Annotated in this window: 20 protein-coding genes and 1 pseudogene; 15 read left to right on the top strand and 6 right to left on the bottom strand. The window is 36.6% G+C overall.

Annotated elements, in window-relative coordinates; all coding sequences use genetic code 11:
- The first annotated feature begins 9 nt into the window (after positions 1-9).
- From A3H37_04780 to A3H37_04755, 6 genes are all read left to right on the top strand, one after another.
- Positions 10-1503: a hypothetical protein gene (locus A3H37_04780; GenBank protein ID OGL49260.1), complete on the top strand. Its 1494-nt coding sequence runs from the start codon at positions 10-12 to the stop codon at positions 1501-1503.
- 9 nt (positions 1504-1512) lie between these two features.
- A complete protein-coding gene (locus tag A3H37_04775) occupies positions 1513-2634 on the top strand; it encodes a UDP-N-acetylglucosamine 2-epimerase (GenBank protein OGL49259.1) in 1122 nt (373 codons plus the stop codon).
- 281 nt (positions 2635-2915) lie between these two features.
- Entirely contained in the window at positions 2916-3647 is a 732-nt protein-coding gene (locus A3H37_04770) for a spore coat protein (GenBank protein ID OGL49258.1), read from the top strand.
- Between the two features lie 29 nt (positions 3648-3676).
- Complete coding sequence (locus A3H37_04765; GenBank protein OGL49257.1) at positions 3677-4681, top strand: dTDP-glucose 4,6-dehydratase; 1005 nt, start codon at positions 3677-3679, stop codon at positions 4679-4681.
- A 5-nt stretch (positions 4682-4686) separates the two neighbouring features.
- Positions 4687-5523, top strand: coding sequence for a dTDP-4-dehydrorhamnose reductase (locus tag A3H37_04760; GenBank protein ID OGL49256.1), 837 nt, complete (start codon positions 4687-4689; stop codon positions 5521-5523).
- A 43-nt stretch (positions 5524-5566) separates the two neighbouring features.
- A complete protein-coding gene (locus A3H37_04755) occupies positions 5567-6679 on the top strand; it encodes a hypothetical protein (GenBank protein ID OGL49255.1) in 1113 nt (370 codons plus the stop codon).
- Between the two features lie 15 nt (positions 6680-6694).
- Here the strand turns inward: A3H37_04755 and A3H37_04750 are convergent, their stop codons facing one another.
- Both A3H37_04750 and A3H37_04745 read right to left on the bottom strand, forming a co-directional pair.
- Complete coding sequence (locus tag A3H37_04750) at positions 6695-8959, bottom strand: hypothetical protein (GenBank protein OGL49254.1); 2265 nt, start codon at positions 8957-8959, stop codon at positions 6695-6697.
- A 32-nt stretch (positions 8960-8991) separates the two neighbouring features.
- Positions 8992-9723 carry a hypothetical protein gene (locus tag A3H37_04745; protein ID OGL49253.1) on the bottom strand — a complete coding sequence of 244 codons (732 nt, stop codon included), beginning with the start codon at positions 9721-9723 and terminating at the stop codon, positions 8992-8994.
- 72 nt (positions 9724-9795) lie between these two features.
- Here A3H37_04745 and A3H37_04740 point away from each other — a divergent pair, with 72 nt between their 5' ends.
- From A3H37_04740 to A3H37_04700, 9 genes are all read left to right on the top strand, one after another.
- Entirely contained in the window at positions 9796-10677 is an 882-nt protein-coding gene (locus A3H37_04740) for a hypothetical protein (GenBank protein ID OGL49252.1), read from the top strand.
- 113 nt (positions 10678-10790) lie between these two features.
- Entirely contained in the window at positions 10791-11771 is a 981-nt protein-coding gene (locus tag A3H37_04735) for a hypothetical protein (GenBank protein ID OGL49251.1), read from the top strand.
- Positions 11772-12387: 616 nt separating this feature from the next.
- Entirely contained in the window at positions 12388-13224 is an 837-nt protein-coding gene (locus tag A3H37_04730) for a hypothetical protein (GenBank protein ID OGL49250.1), read from the top strand.
- 173 nt (positions 13225-13397) lie between these two features.
- Positions 13398-14648, top strand: a complete 1251-nt coding sequence (locus A3H37_04725) for a hypothetical protein (protein ID OGL49249.1) — start codon at positions 13398-13400, stop codon at positions 14646-14648.
- Positions 14649-14802: 154 nt separating this feature from the next.
- On the top strand, positions 14803-17505 hold the full coding sequence (locus tag A3H37_04720; GenBank protein OGL49248.1) for a [protein-PII] uridylyltransferase: 2703 nt from the start codon (positions 14803-14805) through the stop codon (positions 17503-17505).
- Complete coding sequence (locus A3H37_04715) at positions 17489-18232, top strand: transcriptional regulator (GenBank protein ID OGL49247.1); 744 nt, start codon at positions 17489-17491, stop codon at positions 18230-18232. The genes A3H37_04720 and A3H37_04715 overlap by 17 nt, the downstream gene beginning before the upstream one ends.
- A 63-nt stretch (positions 18233-18295) precedes the next feature.
- The gene (locus tag A3H37_04710) at positions 18296-18811 is read left to right on the top strand and encodes a crossover junction endodeoxyribonuclease RuvC (protein OGL49246.1); all 516 of its coding nucleotides are present in this window, start codon (positions 18296-18298) and stop codon (positions 18809-18811) included.
- Positions 18795-19415, top strand: a complete 621-nt coding sequence (locus tag A3H37_04705; protein ID OGL49245.1) for a Holliday junction DNA helicase RuvA — start codon at positions 18795-18797, stop codon at positions 19413-19415. The genes A3H37_04710 and A3H37_04705 overlap by 17 nt, the downstream gene beginning before the upstream one ends.
- Positions 19416-19477: 62 nt before the next feature.
- A complete protein-coding gene (locus A3H37_04700) occupies positions 19478-20497 on the top strand; it encodes a Holliday junction DNA helicase RuvB (protein ID OGL49244.1) in 1020 nt (339 codons plus the stop codon).
- A gap of 83 nt (positions 20498-20580) precedes the next feature.
- Here A3H37_04700 and A3H37_04695 read toward each other — a convergent pair whose 3' ends face one another.
- From A3H37_04695 to A3H37_04680, 4 genes and pseudogenes are all read right to left on the bottom strand, one after another.
- Positions 20581-20964 carry a hypothetical protein gene (locus A3H37_04695; GenBank protein ID OGL49243.1) on the bottom strand — a complete coding sequence of 128 codons (384 nt, stop codon included), beginning with the start codon at positions 20962-20964 and terminating at the stop codon, positions 20581-20583.
- 48 nt (positions 20965-21012) lie between these two features.
- On the bottom strand, positions 21013-21846 hold the full coding sequence (locus A3H37_04690) for a hypothetical protein (protein OGL49242.1): 834 nt from the start codon (positions 21844-21846) through the stop codon (positions 21013-21015).
- Between the two features lie 70 nt (positions 21847-21916).
- On the bottom strand, positions 21917-22333 hold the full coding sequence (locus A3H37_04685; protein ID OGL49241.1) for a hypothetical protein: 417 nt from the start codon (positions 22331-22333) through the stop codon (positions 21917-21919).
- Between the two features lie 433 nt (positions 22334-22766).
- Positions 22767-23925: pseudogene (locus A3H37_04680) on the bottom strand (hypothetical protein).
- Between the last annotated feature and the right edge of the window lies 1 nt (position 23926).

Genomic DNA, 23926 nt, shown 5'->3' with positions numbered 1-23926 from the left:
ACCGCGAGGATTAAAAAAAAGAAAATGGAAAAATTAAGAAATTTACTAGCAAGAAGAAATAAAATTAAAATTTTAGTCATTGGCGATATTATGCTCGATGAGTATATCTGGGGGAAGGTAGACCGCATTTCTCCTGAAGCTCCTGTTCAGATAATAAAGGTAGATTCTAGAAATTATGCCTTGGGTGGTGCAGCAAATGTAGCTCACAATCTTATAGATATCGGGGCTAAAGTGGAACTGTGCTCTGTTGTAGGGGATGATGCGAATGGAAATCTTTTAAAAGAACTTATTTTAAGAGCTGGAATTGGGAATAAAGGGATATTTCTAGATAGTAAAAGAAAAACAACTTTAAAGACAAGAGTAGTTGCCCATGACCAGCAGGTAGTAAGGATTGATCAGGAGACTACAGCTCCAGTAAAAAAAGAAGTCCATGAAAAAATTCTTTCTTTTATAGACAGGAAAATAAAGTTTTTTGATGGGGTAATTCTGTCTGACTATGCCAAAGGGCTTCTGACTGAGGATTTCATTGCGAAGTTGATGAAAATTTTTAAAAGAGAAAAAAAAGATGTTGTTATAGACCCAAAAGGCAGAGATTACAGAAAGTACCGAGGAGCCACAATAATTACGCCGAATCTAAAGGAACTTGAGCTTGCGTCAGGCACAGAATTAGACTTTTCACACAGGACTTGTAGCGATGATGAGATATATAAAGCCTCTGAGAAGATAATGAAAAAAACTCATTGTGACATGCTGGTTATAACCCGCGGTAAGGATGGAATGTCAGTATACAGAAAAGGAGAAAAAGCAGTTAATTTAAAAGCAGAAGCAAAAGAGGTTTATGATGTCTCAGGTGCAGGCGACACAGCAATAGCGGCTCTTGGTTTTGCATATTTTTCAGGCGTTGATGTTATAAACTGTGCCAAGCTTGCTAATATAGCCGCAGGGATAGTTGTAGGAAAAGTTGGAACAGCCATTGCTTCAAAAGAAGAAATTTTAAAGAAAATAGATGATTTTACTCTGGTGAAGAGACTGTTGACGGATAAAGAACTTCCATCAACCGTAAGCAGACTTAAGGCTAATAATAAAAAAATTGTATTTACCAACGGATGTTTTGACATTCTTCATACTGGTCATGTCTTTTTACTTCAGAAGGCTAAATCTTTTGGTGATGTTCTTATTGTCGGACTTAACAATGATGAATCGGTTAGGAGGCTTAAGGGAGAAAAGAGGCCTCTTGTTTCTGAAAAAGAAAGAGCTCTTGTTTTATCTGCCCTTGACTGCGTGGATTATGTTGTTTTGTTTTCAGAGGATACACCATTGAGATTAATCAACGAAATAAAACCTGATGTTCTTGTCAAGGGTGGGGACTATAAGCTTCGCGAGGTAGTCGGGCATAAAGAGGTAGGGGCTTATGGCGGAAAAGTAGAACTGATTCCTATTTTTCAAGGATTTTCAACTACACAGTTAATAGAGAAAATAACAAACAAATACAATAATTCTTAGAAACTAAATATGCATAAAATAATTATTGCTTTTGGAACAAGACCAGAGGCTATTAAATTAGCTCCTGTAATTAAAAAACTGGAAGAGGATAAAAAGAATTTTAAGACACTAGTCTGTGTTACTGCTCAGCACAGAAAAATGCTGGACCAGGTGCTTAGCCTTTTCAAAATAAAGGTTAAGCATGATTTGAATTTAATGAGAGACAACCAGAGCTTAGATGGAATAACCCAGCTGATATTGAGCGGGATTTCCAAAGTTTTAAAAAAAGAAAAACCTGACTTGGTTATAGTACAGGGAGATACAACAACAACCTTTGCTTCGTCTCTTGCTGCATTTTATGAAAAGATAAAAATTGCCCATATTGAAGCAGGTTTGAGAACTGATAACAAATATAGCCCGTTCCCTGAAGAGATAAACAGGAGAATGACAACAGTTGTAGCAGATTATCATTTTGCTCCTACAGAAACATCAAAAACGAATCTTATTGATGAAGGAATAGATTCAAAAAGAGTTTTTGTGACAGGAAATACAGTAATAGACGCATTGCTGATGACTGTTGATATGTTAAAAGGTTCAAAGGTTAAAAAGTTCAAAGGGTTAGCAGGAATTAATTTCAATAAAAAAATCATTTTAGTTACTGGTCACAGAAGAGAGAGTTTCGGAAAAGGGTTTGAGAATATCTGTAAAGCTTTGAAAAAAATTGCAGATAGAAATCAAGATTTGACAATCATTTATCCTGTTCATTTAAACCCAAATGTTAGAAAACCGGTAAACAGAATTCTTGGCAATGTCCCGAATATAGAACTGATTGAGCCACTGGACTATAAGCCTTTTGTTTGTCTTATGATGAAATCACATCTGATTTTGACTGATTCTGGCGGGATTCAGGAGGAAGCCCCAAGCCTAGGAAAGCCGGTATTGGTAATGAGGGATACTACTGAAAGACCTGAGGGAATCAGGGCTGGCACAGTCAGGTTGGTAGGTACTGGCGAGAACGAAATAGTAAAAAAAACTCAGAGACTGCTTGATGGAGAAAAAGAGTATAATAGGATGTGCAAGGCTCATAACCCCTATGGTGACGGAAAAGCGTCTAACAGAATAGTATCAATTTTAAAAAGAAGCTTAAGATAATGAAAAAAATCTGTGTTCTTGGTTTAGGCTATATTGGTTTACCAACAGCAAGCATGCTGGCAACAAAAGGGTATGATGTACTTGGTGTAGATTATTGATAGGAAGATAATAGATACTATCAATATGTTAAGGTTAATAAAACTTTTAATATGGCTGACTATAGATACGGTTTTGGAGAAAAGTGATATTCTGGTTATTCTTGTAAATCACAGGGAATTTTATAGTATAGACAGGGAGAAACTTAGTGGAAAAGTGTTGATTGATGTGAAAGGAGTTTTTAAATGAAAGGAGTTATTTTAGCAGGAGGTCATGGTACCCGTCTTCATCCCCTGACAAAGATAACAAACAAGCACTTGCTTCCTGTGTTTGACAAACCAATGATTTATTATCCTTTGCAGGCTTTGATTAATGCAGACATTGATGATATTTTAATAGTTACAGGAGGGAATCATGCTGGTGATTTTTTAAAACTCCTTGGAAACGGAAAAGAATTTGGTCTAAAACATATTAACTATACATACCAGGAAGGTGAGGGAGGGATTGCAGAGGCTTTGAGATTAGCAGAGCATTTTGCAAAGGAGCAAAAAATATGCGTCATTTTGGGAGATAATATAATTGAAAAGAACATAAAAATACAAGCGGAATCCTTTAGAAACCAAAAAAATGGCGCAAAAATATTACTAAAGGAAGTTCCTGATCCTGAACGCTTTGGTGTTCCAGAATTGTCAGGAAATAAGGTTGTTGGCATCGAAGAAAAACCAAAAATCCCAAAATCTAAATTTGCAGTCACAGGAATCTATATGTATGATAACACTGTATTTGAGATTATAAAAAAGCAAAAACCATCAGACAGGGGAGAGCTTGAGATTACGGATGTAAACAATGAATATATAAAAAAAGGTGAGATGAAATGGGAGATATTGGATGGATGGTGGACTGATGCTGGTACATTTGAGTCATTAAGAAGAGCAACAAATTTAGTGGCTGAAACAGGAGCAAATAGGTTGAGGTGAATATTATTCACAACTAAAAGGATAGCTATATGAAATTACTTGTTGCAGGCGGAGCAGGATTTATAGGCTCAAATTTTGTCAGGCATATAATTAAAAAATATAGCAATTATTCAGTTATAAATCTTGACCTTCTTACTTATGCAGGGAATTTAGAAAATCTTGATGATATTAAAAATTTTCCAAATTATAAATTTTTAAAAGGTAACATAGCTGATGAAAAGCTTGTTAATGAAATTACAATCAATGTAGATGCAGTGGTAAATTTTGCAGCTGAATCCCATGTTGACAGAAGCATTGAAGGGCCATCTGTCTTCATAAAGACAAACGTTCTTGGCACCCAGGTTCTTTTAGAGGCAGCAAAAAAAAATAAGGTAAAAAGATTTATGCAGATATCAACTGATGAGGTGTACGGGACTCTAGGAGAAACAGGTTGTTTCTCAGAAAATTCTCCAATTCAGCCTAACAGCCCGTACTCAGCAAGCAAAGCAGGAGCGGATTTAATAGTCAGAAGCTATTTTGAAACATATGGATTTCCTTCTATTATAACAAGATGTTCTAATAATTATGGACCAAATCAGTTTCCTGAAAAATTCATACCTCTACTCATAACAAATGCTTTTGAAGGCAAAGAATTGCCTATTTACGGAGACGGTCTTAATGTAAGGGACTGGATTCATGTGAAGGATCACGGTGAGGCTATAGATGTTGTTCTTCATAAAGGGAAAGATGGAGAGGTTTATAACATTGGCGGTAATTGCGAGAAGAAGAATATAGATATAGCAAAACTTATTTTAAATAAAACTGGTAAGGGGGAATCCTTAATCAAGTTTGTCAAGGATAGACTTGGTCATGACAGGAGATATGCTATAGATTCAACCAAAATAAAGAATGAATTAGGGTGGAGTCCTAAGTATGACTTTGGGAATGGAATTTCAGATACAATAAACTGGTATAAAGAAAACAGGAATTGGTGGTTAAAAATAAAAAGTGGTGAATATATGCGATACTATGAAAGGATGTATAAAAACAGATAAGCGATATGAAAGTTTTGCTTTTAGGTGCAAAAGGTATGCTCGGTTCAGAAATAGCAATGTGTTTAAAAAGTTCTTTTAACGTTATTCCTTATGGAAAAGAGGAGCTTGATATAACTAATGAATTTTTAACAAGAAACAAGATAAAAGAAATTTCTCCTGAAATTGTTATCAATACGGCTGCTTATACTGACGTAGAGGGATGTGAAAGAAATAGTGAGCATGCTTTTAAGGTAAATGCGCATGGAGTTAAAAATATAGCTGAATCGTGCAGAGAATTCGGTTCTAAAATTGTGCATATCAGCACTGATTACATTTTTGATGGAACTAAAAAACCCCCCTATGATGAAGATGACCAGCCAAATCCTCTCAATGTTTACGGAAAATCAAAACTTGAAGGAGAAAATTTCATAAAAAAGACTTGTGAAAACTTTTTAATCATCAGAAGTGAATGGCTTTATGGAATGAGAGGAAGAAATTTTGTGAGTTTTGTAATTGATACGGCAGCAAAGGAAAATAAACTAAAAATTGTAAATGACCAGGTTGGTTCACCTACGTACACAAAAGACCTTTCAGAAGCAATCAGAGCTCTTTTGAAAAAAGATTGCAAGGGAATATACAATGCTGCTAATAGTGGGAAATGTTCGTGGTATGAATTTGCGCGTAAGATAAAAGAATTTAAAAAAATCAGAACAGAAATTCTGCCCATTGCATCAGATGAATCCAACAGGGTTGCCAAAAGACCTGCGAATTCTGTTTTGAACTGTAATAAACTTAAAACTAATACCGGATTTGTATTCAGAAACTGGACTGAAGCGTTAAAAGAATTCCTTGAAAGTGCATAGTAAGTGGATTTCCCCTAGCTTGCTGCGGAAAGATTCAAAAGTCATGTTTTTAAAAAAAAACATTCTTGTCATAACCCTTTCTCTGCTGTCATTATTTTTTCCATACTACACAATGGGAGGAGGTAATGACAAACTCCAGTTTAAAGCATTTGAGGAGCTATTTTTCAAAAATGCCTCTTTTGTTGGAAGCAAAACTTGTTTTCCGTGCCATCAGGAAGAATATCTCCAGTGGGAAAAGAGCCGTCACTCAAAGGCTTTTCTTTCATTGACCTCCAGGGGAAAAGAATATGAATCTAAATGTGTAATATGCCATGTCCTTGGCTTTGGGTCTGAGTCAGGGTTTAAAAACATAAAAGAAACACCGACGCTAACCAATGTTCAATGTGAGTCATGCCATGGACCCGGAAGTCTCCATATAGTTTGGAAAGATGTAAAAACATTTTCTGAAAAAATCTGTGCCGAATGTCATGATTTAAGCTTAAATAAAGAAAAAGGTTCGCAATGTGATGAGTGCCATCCTGATTTTGCAAAGCATATTAATAAAATTCAAAGAAATAAAACTATCCTGAAAACACCATCAAAAGAAGTCTGTCTTGAATGCCATAATGAAGAAAATGACAGAAATTTTAATTTTAGCATGAAGCTTAAATCAATCTACCATATGCCCATTCTTGCTCAGATTGATGAAGAGTTGAGAAAAGAAAATAAAAATGTAGTCCTTCTCAAATCAGCGCCAGAAACTAAAATGTCTTCATATGTTGGGGATAAGGTATGCAGAGACTGTCATAAGAATGAATATAATTCATGGAGTAAAACAGGGCATGCGAAAAGTTTTGAGACACTCGTGAAAACAAACGAGGAAAAAACCGTTCGCTGCCTGAGATGCCATACTACAGGTTATGGAAAGGCTTCGGGGTTTATAGATGAAGAGAACACACCTTACCTGAAAGAAGTTGGGTGTGAAAGCTGCCATGGACCCGGCAGAGACCATCTTGATGCAAGCCCGGACAAAAAGTTATCCTCTCTTACCGGCATTACAAAAGATTGTCCTACCTGCGGTATGCCGCGTACATGTAAACGATGCCATACTATACGCCAGGATCCCGATTTCAACATTGATAAAGACTTGGAATTAATAAAGCATGGTGTAAAGTGAATAGTCGTCACTGCTTCACTTCGTTTTCATTGTAAACACTCCATCCCAATCATCTGGTGGAGGGGCTGATTTAAAAGCAATACATCGCTCTAAATAGATTTTGGAAGGAATGTCATCCGGGTCAATTTTCAGAGCCTTCTGAAACTCTTCTATTCCTTTTTCCCAGGACCGCTTCTTGTAAGATTTAAGCCCTGTATGAAAAATTTCAATAACATCAGATTTATCAGAAGATAATGGTTTCTCATCAATCAATTCAAAAATTTTAACAGGTTTAACCTTTCCCTTTACTCTAACACAGTCAAGTTCCCGCGTTACAAATTCATTTTCTAATGTGCTGAGAGTAAATTCACTTATTATTATATTTATCCCATAAGTCCTGGTTAATCCTTCGAGCCTTGATGCCAAATTTACTGAATCTCCCATTACCGTGTAGTCAAACCGGCTGTCTGAACCCATATTGCCAACTACTACCATGCCTGTATTGATTCCGATTCCTATCTCGACTTTTGGTTTACCCTCCTGAATCCATTTTTCCTGAAGTTCTTTAAGCTTTTTTATCATTCCCAAAGCTGAAAGGCATGCTCTTAGAGGATGGTCTGGTAAGTCAACTGGCGCTCCCCAGAATGCCATTATGGCGTCACCGATAAATTTATCCAGTGTTCCTTTGTGGATATTGGTTATAACTTCTGTCATAGCATTGAAGTATTCATTTAAGAGTTTTACGAGCTCATCCGGTTTTAGTTTTTCAGAGATAGTTGTAAAACCCCTGACATCAGAAAAAAGTATTGAAAGGATTTTTTCCTCGCCTCCAAGTTTTAATTTTGATGGGTCCTTTATTATTTCCTGTACCACCTCAGGGCTTAAATACTGCTGGAAAGCTCCTCTTATCTTTCTTTTTTCCTTTTCCTCAGTAAGAAAGCGGTAGGAGGTTATTACAATGTAGGAGGATAATGTTGTTAATGTTGGAAACACAGCATTTATCCATGTGCTGTAAAAGATGAAAAGCGTGACGGTAAAAAGAAGATAAATAAAAATCATTCCTGTTGAAAAAAAAGTACTGTTAAGAGGGGATAGCTTTGGAAGTATTACAGAGGATATTACTCCTAAGATTAAAAGAGCCAGCATTTCAAAGATAAAGGCATTTGCAGGACGATTTAAGAAATTCTGGTGGATTATGTTTTCTATTACTGTTGCCTGCTTTTCAACTCCAAACATTATTTGAAATGGTGTTGCCCATTTATCTCCTAAGCCGGTAGCAGCATATCCGATCAAAGCAACTTTTCCTGAAAACTCTTCTTTTGGAAATTTTCCATCAAGGACATCAGAGAAAGAGTAATACTTGAAAGTATTCTGTGGTCCATTGAAGTTGATAAGATATCTTTCTCTTTCATCTGTTGGAATAAAAATTTTATCTAGCTTAATCCCTTGACCAAATATGATTTTCAGCTTTTCAAAAGGAATATCAAGATATGCCCTTGCTATTTCAAGCCCAAAAGGAGGATAGTAAAAGTCTCTGTATTTTACTACCAGAGATTCCTTTCTAGAGATTCCATCAAGGTCTGTTATAATTGCCTGTGCATTTCCTACTGATAGAACTTTTTCCATAAAAGGGATAAGTGGTGGCAGAACAGTTCTGGCTTCAGGGGGTTGCAGAGCATTTTCTATAAGACCAGGGTCTTCAGTTAAAAAGTAAGAGAAGCGGCTCAAATTCTCTAAAACATCATTTTCTGCGGCTTTTGATTCTTCAACCCTTGATTCCGGGTCAAGGGCAACAGCCAGCACCACATTTCCTGCTTTTTTAAAGGAATTTCCGAGGAGATTATCATTGTCAATTGCTTCTAACGAATTTATTATCTTTTTATAAAACACTGATGAATCTTTGTTCAGAGATTGAAGGTTAAGTTTTTTAAAAGACTTCTCCAGTTCGTTTAATTTTTTTTGTTCCTGTGTTATCTGAGGCTCACTGAAAATAATATCAAAACCTATTACTTTAACTTTAGCATCAATGAGAATATCAATTAGTTCTGAAAATTTTGCTCTGTCCCATGGCCATCTACCAAGTTTTGTTATACTTTTATCATCAACTGCAATTATCTTTACTTCATTTCCTGGATTCTTTTTCCCTCTGAGCTTAAACAGTGTGTCAAGCCAGGTTAATTCAAGTCTTTCAATCAGAGTAATATTAGTTTTTGGACCATGAAGAAGGCAGATTACAAACAGTAGTAATGTGGCAACAATCCCTATTTTAGAACCTGAAAGTTTAAAGCCATTTTTTTTCATAAGAAAATATTACTTTCTACAACCATACACTGTCAATATATCAGATTCTCGGCTACTTTTAAAACAGTTCTGCAACCAGCTTTCAAACTTTTTCTAAATACCTGAGAAGAAAACCCTGGATTCCATCTGCAGTCAAAAAGTTCATCAGAAACAATCATAAGACTTGCAAAAGGGATTTTTCGAAATGCTGCAACAGAGCACAGGGCTGTAAATTCCATATCAACTGCCATTGTTCCTTGATTTGCAAGATTTATTACTTTATCCTTAGTTTCACGATAAGGGGCATCAGTTGTCCATATTTTTCCTTTCTTGATATCTAATCCTTCTTCAATAAAAGTTTTTTCTAATACTTTGATTGTTTTTTTATCAGGAAGAGGAATTTCATTGTCTTTAAGGTAATGTTGTGATGTTCCTTCCCCGCTTATTCCTTTTTCAGGTATAAAAAAATCTCCTATTTTTAAATTCCTGCTTAGCGAACCACAGCAGCCAACCATTAAAATCTTTTTTCCTCCGCAGGCTATCACTTTTTCTATGATTGCACTTGCCATTGGGGCGCCCATTCCAGGTCCGACAAGCGCTATTTTACCTTGTGAGTCTTTTAAAATTGCAAGAAGGGTTATGTCAAATCGCCTGAACCTTGTTACTTTCCATTTACTCAGTCTCAACAGAATTCCTGCAATCTGCAGTGTGGGAGTAAAGATAACTCTTTCGGGAAGTTCAGGGTCATTCCTGTTTTTAACCGGGCTTATTATTGTATCATCCACTTTAGCTCCTCTTGTCATTTGACATTATAACATCAACTCATTATAGTTCATAGAAAAAGATAATGGAAAAATATGATGAATCACAAAGTAAGCGTCATTATACCTACCTATAATAGAACTTTTTATTTAGCTGAAACTTTAAACTCTGTTCTGTTACAAACCTATAAAGATATTGAACTTATTGTTGTTGATGATGGCTCGTCAGATAATACAGAAGAGACAATAAAAAACACAAGCCAAGAAATTAGATATTTCTATCAGGAAAATCAAGGAGTATCTGCTGCAAGAAACAAAGGGGTGCTCAACTCACAGGGAGATTTTATAAGCTTCCTTGATTCAGATGATTTGTGGAAAAAAAGAAAATTAGAAAAACAGATGGACTTTTTCAGAATGAATAAAGAAGCAAAGATATGCTACACAGATGAAATATGGATTAGAAAAGGGAGAAGAGCAAACCAAATGAAAAAGCATATAAAATATTCTGGTGATATTTTTGAAAGGAGTCTGCCTCTTTGCATAATAAGCGCATCATCTGTTATGATAAAAAGAGAAGTTTTTAATAAAATCGGGCTTTTTGATGAGTCTTTGCAAGTGTGTGAAGATTATGACCTGTGGCTTAGAATAAGCAAAGAGTTTCCTGTCTGTTTTTTAGACGAGAAACTAATCATAAAAAGAGGAGGTCACCATGACCAGCTTTCTAAAAAATACTGGGGAATGGATAGGTTTAGGATAAGCGCGCTGGAAAAACTTTTATCAAATGGAGGGTTAACACCTAAACAGAGAGATGCTGTGTTAAGGGAACTTGAGAGGAAATGTAGAATTTTTGCAGATGGATGCTTCAAGAGAGGAAAGATTGAAGAAGGTAAAAGATATGCGGGAATACCATTGGAATACGTATTAAATCCTAAATTCGAAATCCTAAATTCTAAACAATATCTAAATCCAAAATCCTGATGTCCAAAACTGTTTTGAATTTAGAATATTTGAATTTTGAATTTGTTTAGGATTTAGATATTAGGATTTAGTATTTAATTTAGAGCCTTAACTTAAATAATAATGATGGAATAATGATAAAAGTAACTTTTCCTGAAAAAGTAAGATTAGAAAATATTGATACAGAAAATGATACCTTTTCCATGTCTTTTCCAAGAGAAATTGAAAAACTAAAGGCATCAATCAGAGAAATCGGTTTACTTACGCCTTTAATTTTAAGGGGAAAAGATGCAAATAGTCCATTGCAAATCATTTCAGGCTATAAGAGAGTAATTGCCCTGAATGAGCTTGGAATCGATTTTGTCCCTGCCCATATTTTTAAAATTACGGAACTTGATGATGAGCAGGCTTTACGACTTAGCCTCCTAGAAAATCTTCATTCCCGGGAGATAAACTGTATTGAGATTTCTAATTTCCTTTCTAAGCTAAAGGAAAAACTAAATATTGAATCAGAAAAAATAATTGAAGTTTATTTACCATTGCTTGGACTTGCGAAGAGCCTCCTTATCCTTAATAAATATCTTTCATTGCAAAATCTTTTGTATGGTTTCAGAGAATTAGGAATTGCAAAAAAATATAATGTAAAAATATTATCAAAACTATCTTTTTTATCATATAAAGATCAGGAACCTATTCTTGAATTGGTGAAAAAACTGGAACTTGGGTTTAATTTAGTTAATGAATTGCTTACTCTTTTAGAAGAAATTGCAGGAAGAGATAACATCAGCATATCTGATTTGATTAAAGGCAAAAGCATCAATGAAATTCTTATAAAAGATAAGGTTAGCAGGGATCAAAAAGCAGAGCTCATCCTATCTTTCTTAAAAGAAAAAAGATACCCTCATATTAAAGAGTTTGAGAGAAAAATAAAAAATCATATTAAACATCTTAATCTCCCAGATGAAATATCAGTTGAACTTCCTGAGAATTTTGAAGGTGACAGTGTTACCATGAGGTTAAAATTTAATAATAAAGAGGGTTACCGGAAGATATTAGATGTTCTTATAAAAATATTTGATTCAGAAGATTTAAAGAAGATAATGGAAATGATATAAAATGATGGATTGAAGTGGTTATGTAGAGGTTACCCTCTGGGGTAATGAAAGATTATCCCAAAACACTTCTTGAATTTGAGACAAGGTTCAATTCTGAAGAAGCTTGCCGTGACTATCTTTTTAAGTTGCGCTGGCCGAATGGTTTTTGTTGTCCACGCTGTAAGCATGAGACGGTAGCCGTAACCCCTTGACACTTTGGTTTAGAACGATAAAGAATTATAGGTTTGGGCAGTAAGCACCTTTGGAGGAAAACTGTCGGAAAAATGAACAGATTTTAAAGAAAAAATATATAAAAAAAAATACTAACATATTGATTTTAATTGTTATCCTATTTTATGTTTTAAAAATAACAAAAATAATATAAAATAATATGTTGGATTTTTGAACACTTTTAAAAAGTCAAGGCTCTTTATTCTTTGAATGTTTTTCTCTTTAAATGCAATTTCTGCATATAAATCAAGTAATTAAATAATTAACTGAAACAAAAGATTTTTTGGCATAATAATTGCATATTAATTGACTGATTGATTGTTTTTAACAGTTAATTTTTTTAAATTTTATTAGACAAAAACAAAAAAAAGGGGGGGGAGAAATGAAAAGACTAATATTAAATTGTATGTTTTTCTTAATCTTTGTTCTAAGCGGAACAACAGATGCAACGATTTTAACTGACCATTTTGGAATTACTTTGAGTGTTGATGGAGGCGGGAATTTTAATAATTTATGGGCTCCAACGTTAAACACTTCAACTGCTAATTATGTTGTAGCAGATTGGGCAACTTCTGGACCTCCTATTCCATCAGGAGGAGAGGCTTTTGATGTTGAGGCTATGTATTTTGACAATGACGCCACCTATGCCTATTTTGCAATTGTCACCTCTATGCCTGCTACAGGGTATCCTGGAAGCATGTTTGGCTGGCCTACTCATTATTTTAATCCAGGCGATATTGCTATTGATATTAATTCAGGTTACCCTCCTGCTTCTGACTTTGTATATGAATATGGAATTAAAACCATTGGAGGTAGTGCTGGGAGAATTGAAAGTGGCGCCACTTGGGTTTACGATCAAGGCTCTGCAGGGTATCCAAATGGCTATCCTCCTCAAGGAGCTACACAATACACAAAATTTAATGTAGGTTCAGGGACACATGAGGGTGATGCAACCATTTTTGAATATGTTAATGCAGGTCTGACTGAAAAAGGCTGGGCTACCTGGGTCATTGGGGCTAAGGTTTTTCTTTCAGATCTTGGGAACCCGGGTAACGGCACAACACTCGTTACACGATTTTCTCCTGACTGCAACAATGATTTATTATTTAGCCCTGCAACGTTGTCAGGAGGAAATTTCGATATTAATATGGTCGTCCCCGTCCCAGAACCTTCTACACTTCTGCTTTTAGGTTTTGGATTAATGGGAGCAGGAATTTTTGGAAGAAGGGCTTTAAAGAAGTAAAATTATAAAAATCTTTTAATAAAAAAGCGGTGGTTAAGAAAATTAATCACCGCTTTTTTTTTGTTTTAAATAAAATTAAAATTTTCCTATGAAGCAGCAATTTATTAATACCTTGACAACAGGCAAAATTTGATGGTAAATTTAATTAAAATTGGTAGCCAATTCTTTTAAAAATGATAAGATTTTTAAAACCTGTATTCCTGTTATTCTTTGCCCTGACAACTCTTTTGTCTTTCTCTCCGAGAGATGTTATCAATGAAACCTTTGCTAATCAATCTAAAGACAATGGCGCATATGAAAAAGAAAATACTAAAAATAATCTTGTCAGGGTTATCAATATCAGAAAATATTCAGGTGAGAATTATACCAGAATAGCTATAGACCTTGAAAGAGAGGCAGAGTTTAAATATCACAGAATAAAAAGCCCTGACAGGGTATATGTGGATATATCCGGAGCCTGGTTAGACTCGAAAATTAAAAATAATTTTATTTCCATAGGGGACGGGATTTTAAAAAAAATCAGAAGCGGTTATTTTGAACCAACAACAGTGAGAATAGTTATGGAATTGGAAAGTCTGGAAACATTTAAAGTATTCAGACTTAAGAATCCTGACAGGATTGTTCTGGACTTTTATGGAAGCGATGAAGCAGTTGGCAAAGCAAATTTTGACAATAGTGAAAAAACAAGGGATAGTCATCTTACCCTTCCTGAACAATTGGGTTTAAAGATTAAGCGGATAGTGATTGACGCTGGTCACGGAGGGAAGGATACAGGCGCTATCGGACGAAACGGGCTTGCTGAGAAAGACGTGGTTCTTGATGTTGCAAAGAGGTTAAAAAAAACGATAGAAGAAAATTTCCATTGGGAAGTTATTATGACAAGAAACAGCGATGTTTTCATTCCTTTAGAGGAGAGAACGGCAATAGCAAACGTAAAAAAAGCTGACCTTTTTATTTCAATCCATGCCAATGCAAGCAGAAGAAGGGAAGCAAAAGGGATTGAGACATATTTTTTAAATCTTTCATCAAGCGCTGATGCAATGGAAGTCGCAGCAAGGGAAAACGCCATCTCTATGAAGAATATGAGCGACCTTCAGAGAATACTAAATGATTTACTTCTTAATACAAAGATAAATGAATCAAGCAAATTAGCAGGCATTGTGCAGAAAAATCTTGTTGAGACTGTTAATGAAAATTTTTCTGACACAAAAGATTTGGGAGTAAAGCAGGCTCCTTTTTATGTGTTAATCGGAGCAAAAATGCCAAGCATACTTGTTGAAATTTCCTTTATAAGCAATCCTGAAGAAGAGACTTTGCTTGGTTCTGAGAAATACAGGACAAAAATCAGTGAAGGTATTTTTACAGGCGTGAAATCTTATGCAGAGAGCTTAGGTGTTGTACTCGGTATGGTTGATGGGATTTAGAAATTTAGAACCCCGTGCTATATGTCGTTCCCGCGAAAGCAGGAATCTAGAATTTGTAGGGGCAGGTCTTGCACCTGCCCTAATGATGGGCAACCGCAAGAGTTGCTTTTAAAATTTAAAATGGAAAAAAGCAATCCATATAACAGGATATGAAGTGACTGACTCCAAAAAGAAATCAGATTTTAAAAAAGACAAGGTCAATTACTATAAGGAGATTATTGCCAGAGAAAAGGAGGCTATCAGAGAGAGGCATCTCAACGGAGCAACCGGAAGGGAAATTGTTGAATCTCTGTGCCGCCTTTCAGACAGAATAATAACTGAGCTCTACGAATTTGCTTCAAAAAGCTATTCTGAAGACCCTTCAAAGCATTCAAAGTGCGTCATAGCGGCTGTAGGCGGATACGGAAGGGGGTCTCTGAGTCCGTTTTCTGACATTGATGTTATGTTTCTTTATCAGAACAGGGTTGATGAATTTATACAGACGGTAAGCGAGGACATATTCCATATCCTGTGGGATTTAGGCTTTGATTTAGGCCATAGCTGCAGGTCAGTTGGAGACTGCTTAAAACTTGCTGAAAACGATTTTAAAACCATGACATCATTGATTGAAGCAAGGTTTATAACAGGTGATAAGGATTTATTTGATTCCTTTAGTAAAACTTTTAACATCAGGGTTCTTCACAGAAAAGGCGAGTTTTACCTGAGGCAGAAAGTTCTTGATAGAAACAAAAGATATTCAGAGTCAGGAAGGACTATTCAGGTTTTAGAACCAAATATCAAAGATGGTCCAGGGGGTTTAAGGGATATTCACACAATATACTGGATAGGAAAGGTTGTATATAAAGTTGACTGTATAAAGGCACTGGTGCCGTGCGGATGTTTGAGCCAGGAAGACCATGAGGCTATTGAGAGAGGGCTGAACTTTTTGTGGAGAGTGAGAAATGACCTGCACTACCTTTCATCAAGAAAAAATGATATTCTGGGTTTTGAGTTCCAGACAGAAATCGCAAAACATCTCAGATACAAGGATGAGGGCAACAAGCCTGCTGTAGAACATTTTATGAAAGATTATTATTTTCATGCAAAGATAAATTCGCAGATTTGTACTGATTTTATTAAAAAGACATGCAAGAGCGATGCAGATGGAAGAAAAATATTTTCTGTTTTCCGCCAGAGAAATCTTGAAGAAGGTTTTGTCCTGATAAATGATTCCCTTTATGTTGCCAGGAACAATACAGATGTGTTCCAGAACTCACCAGTCAAGCTTCTGCAGGTTTTTGAAATAGCTCAGAATCATGGATACAATATCAGCGATTCATTGCTTCAGACAATGAAAAAAGAGGTGACAAAAACAGATGGTGAGTTTAAATGGGGGAAGGAAGGAGGCAGGCTTTTCCTGAGCATCCTGAATTCAAAAAAACAGATTTCAAGAAAAATAAGACAGATGCATGAAACAGGGGTGCTTGACAGATTTATTCCTGAATTTGGCGAGCTTGACTGCCTTGTCCAGTTTGATATCTATCATCATTATACTGTTGATGAACATACTTTGATAGCTTTGGAGAAGCTTGATGAGCTTGAGGAACAGAATCCGAGAGAATCAATATTCTGTAAGGTTTACAGGGAGATTGAAAGAAAAGACCTTTTGAGACTGGCAGTCCTGCTGCACGACATAGGAAAGGTTGGCGGAAAGGGGCATGTTCCAAGAAGCGCTGATATATCAAGAAAGATATTAAACAGAATGGATATAAGCCCTGATGATATGGAAAAAGTCTTAACACTTATCGGGAATCATGTGCTTATGATGCATACTGCTGAAAGAAGGGATTTCCTTGAAGAGAAAACAATAAAAGAGTTTTCTAAAACAGTTGGCGACCTTGAGACTTTAAAGATGTTAATGATACTGACGTATGCAGATGTTAATGCTGTGTCGCCATATGCATGGAATGAGTGGAGAAGTGAACTGGTAAGCAGGCTATATTTTAAAACATATAAATATTTTACAAAGAGGCTTTATGAGGATATAGATTATACTGCTGAATACAGGGAGAAGATAAATAGTATAATTGAAAAAGTGATAAATAAATCAGAAGGGACATTGACTAGAGAACAGGTTGTTGAGTTTTTTGATACCCTGCCTGAAAGATACATCACCGGAACGCTCGCAAGCAGGATATATACTCATTATAAGCTTCTCAGAGAAATGAAGGGTAAAACAGTTACAAGTTCTGTTATTCATAACAGCAAGGTCGGGTATTCAGATTTTCTTGTTTGCTTTGAGGGAAGGATAGGGTCATTTTCCAAGACCTGCGGAGTTCTTACATCAAAGGGGATTCAGATACTCGGAGCAGAAATTTATACCAACAGCGAAGGAGTTGCAGTTGATACGCTTCAGTGTTCTGACCGCGAAGGGAAGGCTGCGGAAGATGATGAACTGTGGATGGAGATTGAAGAAGATTTGGCGCTTGTTCTTGAAGGAAAGAAGAATGTAGAAGAGATGGTTGAGCGGCAAAGAAAATATATAATGAGAAAGAGGTATGGAGCAATAAGTGTGCCGACAGAGATTAAGATTAACAATGAAGAGTCTAACTCCTACACGATAATCGAAGTTCACGCTCAGGACAGAATAGGGTTATTATATGATGTAACCAGGATACTGGCTGAACTCAGGCTCGATATTAACCTTGCAAAAATAGTAACAGAGGGTAACCAGGCTATTCAGATTTTTTATTTAACTGATGAGGAACATAAGAAAATCAGGGAGCTGGAACGTTTACAGGAAATAGCCTCAACAATTAAAAAATTTTTTGAACCAAAAGAAAAAAGAGAGGTGAAAGAAAATGTCAGGTCATTCTAAATGGAGCACAATAAAACACAAGAAAGCTAAGGAAGATGCTAAGAAGGGGAAGGTTTTCACCAAACTGATTAAAGAAATTACTATTGCGGCAAGGATTGGCGGCGGAGATATAGAAGGAAACCCGAGGCTCAGATCTGCAGTTGCAGCAGGAAGAGCAGCGAACATGCCTCAGGACAACATTACGAAGGCAATAAAAAAAGGAACAGGAGAGCTTGAGGGAGTACATTATGAAGATTCAGAGTACGAGGGTTATGGTCCTGGAGGAGTCGCAATCCTTGTTACTGTTACAAGCGACAACAAAAACAGAACAGTTGCTGAACTAAGGCATGTATTCACTAAATATGGTGGAAACATGGGTGAGGCTGGGTGCGTTTCATGGATATTTGATAAAAAGGGGCTCCTTCTTGTTGATCAGGGAGTAGCCAAGGAAGACGAGATGATGGAGCTGGCACTTGAGGCAGGCGCAGAGGATTTCAGGCATGAGGACAAGATGTATGAAATAATTACAAACATTGATAATTTTGAAAAGGTGAAAGATGTTTTTAAAAATAAAAAGATAAACTGTTCCCTTGCTGAAATTACAATGGTTCCAAAATCCACTGTTAAACTTGAAAGTGAACAAGCCAGAAGGATGCTTCATTTGATGGAAGCGCTTGAAGACCACGATGATGTTCAAAAGGTCTATGCGAATTTTGATATATCTGCTGAGGAAATGGAAAAATTATAAAAGCGAAACTCAAATGGATTTTGCTATTTGAACTTTTAACAATAACTTATAAAAAGGTTTTAAATGAAGGTTCTCGGAATAGACCCCGGCACAGTGAGAACAGGCTATGGCTTGGTTTTGGCTGAAGAGAAAGAGCAGAACCTGCTCTATATCTGTTCCGGAGCAATAAAGACATCCTCAAGAGAGGATTTCTCACAAAGGTTGAAAAAAATTTATGATGGCATTTTATCAATCATAAAAGAACATTCGCCTGATGCTGTTGCGATTGAAGAAATTTTTTTTGCCCACGATGTAAAGGCTGCGCTGAAACTCGGGCATGCAAGCGGAGTGGTTTTACTTGCGGCTGCGAATCTCGGATTGCCTGTTTTCAAGTACTCATCCACTCATATAAAAAAAGCAGTTATGGGTTATGGCAGGGGGGATAAATACCAGATACAAAAAATGGTACAGGCGATTCTCAGACTTTCTGATATACCGGAACCTGAAGATGCAGCAGATGCGCTTGCAGTTGCTATCTGCCATATCCACAACGCTTCTCTGAGGGAAAGGTTAGAGAAAAGTTATGATCGCTACGCTTAAAGGAGTGCTGGAACAAAAAACTCCTAATGCAATAATAATAGATGTCAACGGAGTTGGTTATCATGTGCTTATACCGCTTTCAACCTTCTATATGCTGCCAAAAGAGAAAGAGAAGGTTTTTATGGAGATTCACACCCATGTGCGAGAGGATGCAATTTCTCTTTTTGGTTTTTTTACATTTGAGGAAAAGGTGCTGTTTGAGCACCTGATAGGTGTTACCAAGATAGGTCCAAAACTTGCAATCAACATACTTTCAGGAATCGGCTCTTCTGATTTAAAAAAAGCGATTGTGGCTTCAGACTTTGCTACGCTCAGCAATGTACCCGGGGTTGGCAGAAAAACAGCTGAGAGGCTTGTTTATGAACTGAGAGAAAAAATGCAGTTGCTGCCTCTGGATAAAAAACAGGTTGCGGAGGGTAAGGTTTCTGCCGGGAACCATATTGTTGATGATGTCATTTCTGCTCTTACAAACCTTGGATATTCTAAAATAGAGGCAGAAGAAGCTGCGAATAAAGCATTCAAAAGATGCGATACCAGCGGAGAATCAGTTGCAGTTGAAGAAGTACTGAAGGAATCATTGAAGGCAATGGCGAAACATATTTAGCAAGTTATCGTTTGAACTTGATTTGGCATTTGGGCTTTGAAATTTGAACTTAAAGAATAAATATGGACCAGCGGATAATTTCAAAAAAATTAGTTGAAGAAGACAGGAGCCTTGACCTGAATCTCAGGCCCGCTTCCCTGAATGAATACATTGGGCAGGAAAATGTTAAGGAAAATCTGAAGGTGTTCATTCAGGCGGCAAAAGCAAGAAATGAGCATCTTGACCACTGCCTTTTCTGGGGTCCTCCGGGTCTTGGCAAAACTACCCTTGCCTACATCATAGCAAAAGAAATGGGGGTAAATATCAAAACAACTTCAGGACCTGTTCTTGAAAAGCAGGGAGACCTTGTTGCAATTCTATCTAATCTTCAGGAATATGATGTTCTGTTTATTGATGAAATCCACCGTTTAAACCGCGCAGTTGAGGAGACACTCTATCCTGCTATGGAGGATTTTCAGGTGGATATAATCATCGGGCAGGGACCCTCAGCAAGGTCAATGAAACTTAAGCTTCCCAATTTTACTCTTATAGGTGCAACAACAAGGACAGGTTTGCTGACTGCTCCTTTGAGGGGAAGATTCGGAATAAAACACAGGCTTGAATATTATAACCATAATGAATTAAATACAATTATTAAAAGGTCTGCTGGAATATTGAAAATAGAAATTTCTGATGATGGGGCATGCGAGATAGCTAAAAGGTCTCGAGGGACCCCAAGGGTTGCAAACAGGTTTCTCAAAAGAGTAAGGGATTTTGCAGAAGTAAAAGGAGACGGGCGGATTGATATTGATGCTGCGAAGAATGCGCTTGAGATGCTTGAAATAGACGAAAAGGGGCTCGATAGCCTTGACAGGAAATTATTAATAACAATTATAGAAAAGTTTAATGGAGGTCCTGTTGGAGTAGGAACTATCTCTGCTGTTGTGAGCGAAGAAAAGGACACAATTGAAGATGTTTATGAACCATTCCTGATTAAGGAAGGATTTTTAGAGAGGACTCCACGCGGGAGAATGGTTACAAGACTCGCCTATAAACATTTAGGAATACCTGTCCCTGCTAATGGGCAGAGGGAAATGTTTTAAAAGCTATAAGCTATAAGTTGTAAGCTGTAAGTAAAAAAATAAAATTAAAAAAGCTTATAGCTTACTGCTTATAGCTTTTTTGATTACTCATCAAGTCCTTCCTCAGCAACGACCTCTGACATTCCCTTTCCCTTATATGCATCATATGCATTCAGAATATGCAAAGCCCAGCCAAAGAATGGTATCCAGCAAATTGATTCACTGCTCCGGAGCTTTCTTCCTTCGTTATATTCAAGTCCTATTCTTGGGCCAAGGCAGAGGCTGTAAACACAGGGTCTAAATCCTCCCCGTTTTGAAAGCTCTTTTTCATCAAAAATATCCTTTTCATTTTCTTTAAGAATTGAAGATGGAGAAGAACTGCTGTCGTTATCCTGTACCTTTTCTTCAGTTTCTGTGGCAAAAACCAAAACCGGAGTTAATAGCTTGCAAAAAAGAACTATGATAATGATAATAGAAAACTTTTTCATAAATTGTTGTCACCCAAGTATAAACGAGAAAATGTTGATTTAAAATTTCTACTGCTTTGATGGAGACTCAATTCTGATATTGTCCCTATCTATAGCGATACGAAATCCTATTATATGAGATGAGAAGTCTTTGTCGTTTATCATACGATTTCCTGATCTGCACAGCTTTGCAGGATATAGCCAGGAACCACCTCTGTGAATGGCTTTAACAGAACTTGGAGAACCTTTGGGATTATATTCGGTTCTTGAAAGATATCCTCTAACTCCATCCTCAACCCATTCACTCACATTACCGTGCATATCATAAATGCCCCACTGATTTGGCATTCTTGTTCCCATAGGGTGTGTTTCTCCTGCTGAATTGTTGTTAAACCATGCATATTCGCTCAAGAATTTTTCTTCTTTGCCGGAGAAAAATGCTGTCTGCGTTCCAGCCCGGCAGGTATATTCCCATTCTGCTTCGGTAGGTAGCCTGTAATGGAGACCTGTTTTTTTGTTAAGGCGCTTAATAAACTCTTGAACGTCATTCCATGAAACATTTTCTACCGGTAAAAGTGGATTTCCTTTAAAATGTGAAGGATTTTTATTCATAATTTCTTTCCATTGGGACTGCGTGATTTCGTATTTGCTTATATAGAAAGAATCTATGTAAACCGTATGCTGCGGTCCTTCGTCTTTATCCCTTCCTTCTTCATTTTCCGGTGAACCCATAGTAAAGTTTCCGGCCTCAAGCAACATAAATTCAATTCCAGTATCATTATCTGTATATGAAAAATGGAATCCATCAGCAGGATTAATTGGTGTGAATTGCAGAGGATATTTAGTCCCACACCCTATAACCAGCCCTAATAAAATTATGGTTATATTAAAAAATAGTTTCATAGCTTAAAAAGAAAAGGCTCTACCTTCTCATTTTACAAGATAGAGCCTTTTTCTACCCAAAGGATTTTATTTATTTTATGATTTTAACAGCCTTTGCTTTAACAGTTGAAGAATATTTTCCAAAAACGAAGTAGTTCATTTCTTCGGTTTTGAAGCGAGGAGATATAATTTGATCTGCGCCCTCAAAATTTTCTATAGCTTTATATGCTGCTGCTTGCTCACATAAAGTTTTACCGCTTCCCAAAAGGCCCGAAAGTCCAGACACACCAGGGAAATTACCTGTTTTCTCAGCACCAATATTAAATATTCCAAGGATTGAGAGTACTTCTGCTTTTGCTTCAGTATCTCCTAAAATCTCATACTTGGCATCACCTTTAAGATCAATACCTACGCCTGAATTAACCATTGAATTATAACTGTGACCGCATCCCCATGCTGAAAAGAGAGTTACCATAATAAGAATACTTAAAAAATTAATCTTTTTCACGACGTCCTCCTTTTTCAAAATCTAATTAGTTTATTTTACTTAGTAGCTGTTTAAAGAGACGGAAATTTAATATATAATTTCACCTCCTTTCATATTAAATAGTTTACTAGATAGAACTATATTATATTGAATTAGCTTCAATTATGTCAATAATTTATTTGACGTTACTGGCAATACCCCAAAATTTTAATGACATTTTCCCGAAGTTAAGCTACCTGCCTGCCGGCAGGCAGGTAGCTGGTATTTTGGCTTAGTTGTCCATAGTTGGATCAGAGATTTTGTAATCTTTTTAAGTACTTCTAATAGGCCGGCAGCAAAGGTATAGAGAAAAAATCTCATTTTTTGAGATATTATTAGAAATTTTTAACTATATTTAAAAAAAATAACATAAAATAAATTTGAGGAGCTTTTGTCAATAAGAGTGTAAATTCATTTAAGCGGCTTTCCTTTCAAGACACACTTTTTTGTTTTCCCTTATACCATTGACGAATCGTTCACCTGCACAAACACTCTCCAATAACCAGTATCCTTTAAGAGTGCGAAACCTCTTTTCTGCAACCCGAAGAAGCTTCCATATCATTGCTGTAGCATTTTCAACTTTTTTGAACCTTCTTGCAGCATCAGTCCTTAACCGTATTGAGCTGAAGGGTGATTCTACAACATTAGTCGTGCGGATATGCACCCAGTGTTCTTTTGGATATAAATAAAAAGCCACCATTCTTTCCCAATCAGCGAGTAATTTCTCACAAGCTTTCTGATATTCTTTCTTGTAACGATTAATAAATTCATCCCTTAATTTTTCGCACTCCTGAAGTGTCTCTGCATAAGGAATTGCTCCCAGATAACCGGAAGCTTCATTTCTCACTCTTTTGGGCATTGCATCAAGAACATTTGTTATCTTGTGATTCCAACACCTCTGCCCATCTCCTTCAGGATGTATCTCTCCAAGAGCAGACCATATACCAAGGTGTCCATCTGCTATGGTAAGCTGTGCAAGGCAAAGACCTCGCCTTTTAAGATCGCGTAATATTCCAAGCCATGATTCCTTGCTTTCACGGTATCCACTCTCGCAGGCTAATAACACCTTCTCACCTGTTGTTAATACTCCTATTACTACTAACAATACTGCCTTCTCCTTCTCCAACCCAGCTTTTACAAAAATACCATCAGCCCACTGATAGACTATCTTAACCCCTGTTAAATCCCTGTTTCTTCCATTCTTCATACTCAATCTGCCACTTAGCCTTCAACCGGCAAATGGAGGCTTTGGACAATGGAGCCCCTTTTCCTAATAAACCTCGTAATGCCAACTCAAAATCACCACTGGCTAATCCATGCAGGTAAAGCTCTGGTAACATCTCCCCTAATTCCTTACTGCGACGTTTAAATAACGGCAATATTTTGCTCTCAAATCCTTCTTGATTGCGTAACCTCGGCCTTTTTACCCTTACAGTGCCATTCATCATCGCAAATCTACGACACTTGCCATATCCATTCCTATAGGATTGAACAGCATCAATCCTCATCTTTCTTCTCTCAGATTTGCCTCTGCCTAAAAATGCTGAAACCTCTTCCTCTAAAATCTCCTGTATA

This window comes from Candidatus Schekmanbacteria bacterium RIFCSPLOWO2_02_FULL_38_14, from assembly GCA_001790855.1.
In the GTDB taxonomy this organism is placed as follows: Bacteria; Schekmanbacteria; GWA2-38-11; order GWA2-38-11; family GWA2-38-11; genus 2-02-FULL-38-14-A.
Note: the sequence above shows the minus strand (reverse complement) of the source record. Positions and strands in the feature narration are given on the sequence as shown.